The sequence below is a fragment of the Cryobacterium sp. 10I1 genome, from assembly GCF_035019805.1.
GTDB lineage: Bacteria > Actinomycetota > Actinomycetes > Actinomycetales > Microbacteriaceae > Cryobacterium > Cryobacterium glucosi.
Genome location: NZ_JASJVF010000243.1, coordinates 1 through 4,776 on the forward strand (window position 1 = coordinate 1; position 4,776 = coordinate 4,776).

Here is a 4,776-nt window from a genome sequence, read left to right on the forward strand (position 1 = left end):
TCCCGACCTCGCGGGGGACCGGCTCCCCGAGGTCACGGCCCCGACGCTCCTGATCGTCGGCGGCGCAGACCCGGGCGTGCTCGACCTCAATCGCCGGGCCAGGACCCGGATGCGCTGTCGCAACCGGCTCGCGGTCGTCGAGGGTGCGACCCACCTCTTCGAGGAACCCGGAGCCCTCGCCACCGCGGCGAACCTCGCGTGCGACTGGTTCGTGTCCTACCTGTTGGCCGGGGCCGAGACCGGAGAATCCGGCGAGGCTGCCGGGCTGGTCGGCGTTGCGGAGGGTGACGACGCCACCGAGGTGCGCGCCCAACCGGAGTCGGACGTCCAGTACTGATCTCCTCGCCCCTGATCCCGTTGCCCGGAATTCGCCCCGGTCTTCCGGCGGCGGCGATAATGGTGCTGTGCCGAACCCCCGTGACCCCCGCGCCGATCCGCACGCGCAACGCCCGGAACACTGCCCGTGCCTGAGCGGCGAGCGCTATTCGGCGTGCTGCGGCCCGCTGCACGCCGGGGTCAGTTCCGCACCGACGGCTGAGCGCCTGATGCGATCGCGCTACTCCGCCTTCGCCGTCGGCGACGTGGACTACCTGCTCGACTCGTGGCATCCGAGCACCCGACCCGCGCACTTCGAACTCGACGACACCCTCCACTGGACACGTCTCGATATCGAACGCACCGAAAAGGGCGGACCATTCGACTCGACCGGTGTGGTCGAATTCACCGCGTACTGCCGCCAGGGTGGTGTGCGGAGCGCCCAACACGAGGTGAGCCGCTTCACCCGCGTCGCCCAGCGCTGGTACTACGTCGACGCCGAGGTCTGACCCGACCCGTGCCCCGACCGGGCGCGGGAGGGCCCGGTCATGAGTCGCGCGGAGGGAGCTCCTGGAGCGTCCAGGCGTTTCCGTCCGGATCGGCGAAGGTCACGAAGCGACCCCAGGGCTGCTCATCGACGGGCGTGGCGTCGACACCGTGGTCGCGCAAATGCCGCCAGGCCTCGTCCGCGTCCGGCACGACGACCTGCACCCCACGCTGGGAGCCCGGTGCCATATCGGTGATCCCGGTGCCGAATGCGATCGAGCACGCGGAACCGGGCGGGGTCAGCTGCACGAAACGAAGCGTGTCGCTGACCTGGGAATCGAAGTCGGCATGGAAGCCGACCTGATCGACGTAGAAGGATTTCGCCCGGTCGACGTCGGTCACGGGAACGAAGATGAGCTCGATCTTCCAGTCCATGCTTTCTCCATTCGTGGGGGGCGTGCGACGCGACGTGGCGATGAACGACGGATGCTGACACGATAATGCGATCCGGGCGGAATACCAGCGTGGTGCCGGAGGTTCGGGTAGTGGATGCATTTGCATAGACATGTGCAGGGATGCGCGGCAGGACCAGACCCGGCAACACCACGACCGGCAACAGAGGAGCATGGCATGGCACAGGAGCTTGAACTCGGACTCGACACCTTCGGAGACGTGACCTGGGATGCCGACGGCGCGCCCCTGCACCAGGCGCAGGTGCTCCGCAACGTCGTGGCTGAAGGGGTCCTCGCCGAGCAGGTCGGCCTCGACTTCTTCGGCATCGGGGAGCACCACCGCACGGACTTCGCGGTCTCGGCGCCCGAGGTCGTGCTCGCGGCGATCGCAGGGCGGACCGAACGCATCCGGCTCGGATCTGCCGTGACGGTGCTGAGTTCCGACGACCCGGTCCGGGTGTTCGAGCGCTTCGCGACCCTGGACGGCGTATCGAACGGCCGCGCGGAGGTCATCCTCGGCCGCGGCTCCTTCACCGAATCCTTCCCGCTCTTCGGTCTCGACCTCGGTGACTACGAACGGCTCTTCGAAGAGAAACTCAACCTCTTCGCCGAACTCCTCAAGGAAGAACCGGTGACCTGGACGGGAACGACCCGCGCGGGGCTCACCGACCAGAGCGTGTACCCGCCGACGGAGTCCGGGTCCATGCGCACCTGGGTCGGCGTCGGCGGCAGCCCGCAGTCCGTTGTCCGCGCCGCCCACTACGGGCTCCCGCTCATGCTCGCGATCATCGGCGGCTCACCCCTCGCCTTCGCACCCCTCGTCGAGCTCTACCACCGCGCCCTCGGCGAATTCAAGCGTCCGACCCAGCCGATCGGTGAACACTCCCCGGGGTACGTCGCCGAAACGGATGCGCAGGCGCGCGAGGAGATGTGGCCGCACTATGCCGCGATGCAGGAGCGCATCGGGCGGGAGCGGGGTTGGGGTCCCGTGAGCCGCGCCCAGTTCGAACACGATGCCGGACCGGAGGGCGCCCTGTTCGTGGGCTCGCCGGAGACCGTGGCGGCCAAGATCGTCGCGACGGCGCAGGGCCTCGGCCTGTCGCGTTTCGACCTGAAGTACAGCCTCGGCACCCTCAGCCACGAGAAGCTCATGTCGAGCATCGAGCTGTACGGCACCCGGGTGGCTCCGCTGGTGCGGGACGCGCTGGGTTGATCTCCCAGCTGGGGAGGTTCGTGACGCGGTAGCGTACAAGGGGTGCCGCCTGCCCGCTCGGGTGAGCGCATCCACCGGAAATCAGCATAAGGAGTCCCTTGGAAACCTGGCCAGGCACCGCGTACCCCCTCGGAGCGACGTTCGACGGAACCGGAACGAACTTCGCCATCTTCAGCGAGGCGGCGGAACGCGTCGAACTGTGTCTCTTCGACGATGACGGCACCGAGACCCGGGTGGAGGTCATCGAGTCGAGTGCGTTCATCTGGCACTGTTACCTGCCGCTCGTGCAGCCGGGGCAGCGGTACGGCTACCGGGTGCACGGCGACTACAACCCAGCAACGGGACACCGCCTGAACGAGAACAAGCTCCTGCTCGACCCGTACGCCAAGGCCACCTCCGGGACGATCGACTGGGATCCGTCGCTCTTCTCCTACAACTTCGGCGACCCGGATTCCCGGAACGACGACGACTCTGCGTCGCACATGATGCTCGGTGTCGTGGTGAACCCGTTCTTCGACTGGCTCGGCGACCGCCCGCCGCGCACGCCCTACAGCGAATCGTTCATCTACGAGGCGCACGTGAAGGGCCTGACCGAGCTCATGGAGCTCGTCCCTGAGTCGCAGCGCGGCACATACGCGGGGGTCGCGCATCCCGCGGTCATCGACCACCTGCAGAAACTCGGAGTCACGGCCATCGAACTGATGCCGGTGCATCAGTTCGTCAACGACGGGACGCTCGAGGAGAAGGGGCTCCGCAACTACTGGGGCTACAACACGATCGGCTTCTTCGCCCCGCACAACGCGTACTCCTCAACGGGGGATCGCGGCCAGCAGGTGCAGGAGTTCAAGGGAATGGTGCGCAGCCTGCACGATGCCGGCATCGAGGTCATCCTCGACGTCGTGTACAACCACACCGCAGAGGGCAACCACCTCGGCCCGACCATCTCGTTCAAGGGCATCGACAACGAGGCGTACTACCGTCTGATGGACGACGACAAGCGGTACTACATGGACTACACGGGCACGGGAAACACGCTCAACGTGCGCCACCCCCATGTCCTCCAGCTCATCATGGATTCCCTGCGGTACTGGGCGATCGAGATGCACGTCGACGGCTTCCGGTTCGACCTGGCCTCCGCCCTGGCCAGGGACCTCTACGACGTCGACAAGCTCTCCACCTTCTTCGAACTCGTCCAGCAGGATCCGATCGTTTCCCAGGTGAAGCTCATCGCCGAGCCGTGGGACGTCGGCCCCGGCGGTTACCAGGTCGGCAACTTCCCGGCCCAGTGGACGGAATGGAACGGGAAGTACCGGGACACCGTCCGCGACTTCTGGCGGGGTGAGCCGTCGACCCTCGGAGAGTTCGCCTCGCGGATCACGGGCTCCGCGGATCTCTACGAGCACTCCGGGCGGCGTCCGGTGGCCTCGATCAACTTCGTCACGGCGCACGACGGCTTCACCCTCTCCGACCTCGTCTCCTACAACGAGAAGCACAACGACGCCAACGGCGAGGGCAACAACGACGGTGAGTCGCACAACCGGTCCTGGAATTCCGGTGCGGAGGGCCCGACGGACGACGCGGAAGTCCTCGCCCTGCGCGCCAGGCAGCACCGCAACTTCCTGACCACCCTCCTTCTGTCCCAGGGCGTGCCGATGCTCCTGCACGGCGACGAGCTCGGCCGCACCCAGCAGGGCAACAACAACACCTACGCCCAGGACTCCGAGCTCAGCTGGATCCACTGGGACACGGCAGACCAGCCGCTCATCGAATTCACCGCCGCGATCTCCCGGCTGCGCAAGGACCACCCCACCTTCCGCCGCAGCCGCTTCTTCGACGGACATCCCAACGTCCGCGCCGCCGACGGCGACACCCTGAGCGACATCGTCTGGCTGAACAGCGACGGCGAGGAGATGCGCACGGAGGACTGGGACGAGGGCAGGGCGGGCACGGTCGCCATGTACCTCAACGGCGACGGCATCCGGGAACGTGACTATCGCGGCCAGCCCGTCGTCGACGTCAACTTCCTCGTGTGCTTCAACACGGACGCCGAGGACGTCGAATTCCGGCTGCCCCCTGCGATCTACGCCCCGCAGTGGGAGATCGTGGTCGACACGGCCGGCGAAGGCGCCGACGCGATCCCGCGCCCGGCCGGCGCGATCCAGACGGTCAAGTCCCGGTCCGTCGTCGTGCTGCGTGCCTACCAGGCGCCCGAGGTCGCGCCTGACCATTCCGTGGCAGCCTCCCTCGCCGGCCTCGCCGGAACGCCGACGGCGCTCGCGCTCAACCCGGACCACCCGGTCGAACCATGAG

At 67.4% G+C, this 4,776-nt stretch carries 4 protein-coding genes and 1 pseudogene; 4 read left to right on the top strand and 1 reads right to left on the bottom strand.

Annotated features, from left to right (window positions below):
- Together QN345_RS15615 and QN345_RS15620 are read left to right on the top strand one after the other, a co-directional pair.
- A pseudogene (locus QN345_RS15615) lies at positions 1–337 on the top strand (hypothetical protein); the annotation flags it as partial.
- 67 nt (positions 338–404) lie between these two features.
- Entirely contained in the window at positions 405–824 is a 420-nt protein-coding gene (locus tag QN345_RS15620; protein ID WP_134447952.1) for a YchJ family protein, read from the top strand.
- A 37-nt stretch (positions 825–861) separates the two neighbouring features.
- Here QN345_RS15620 and QN345_RS15625 read toward each other — a convergent pair whose 3' ends face one another.
- A complete protein-coding gene (locus tag QN345_RS15625; RefSeq protein WP_134447954.1) occupies positions 862–1,236 on the bottom strand; it encodes a glyoxalase superfamily protein in 375 nt (124 codons plus the stop codon).
- Between the two features lie 195 nt (positions 1,237–1,431).
- Here QN345_RS15625 and QN345_RS15630 point away from each other — a divergent pair, with 195 nt between their 5' ends.
- Together QN345_RS15630 and glgX are read left to right on the top strand one after the other, a co-directional pair.
- Entirely contained in the window at positions 1,432–2,466 is a 1,035-nt protein-coding gene (locus tag QN345_RS15630; protein ID WP_134561183.1) for an LLM class flavin-dependent oxidoreductase, read from the top strand.
- A gap of 98 nt (positions 2,467–2,564) precedes the next feature.
- Positions 2,565–4,775: a glycogen debranching protein GlgX gene (gene glgX / locus QN345_RS15635; protein ID WP_134447958.1), complete on the top strand. Its 2,211-nt coding sequence runs from the start codon at positions 2,565–2,567 to the stop codon at positions 4,773–4,775.
- Position 4,776: the final 1 nt, after the last annotated feature.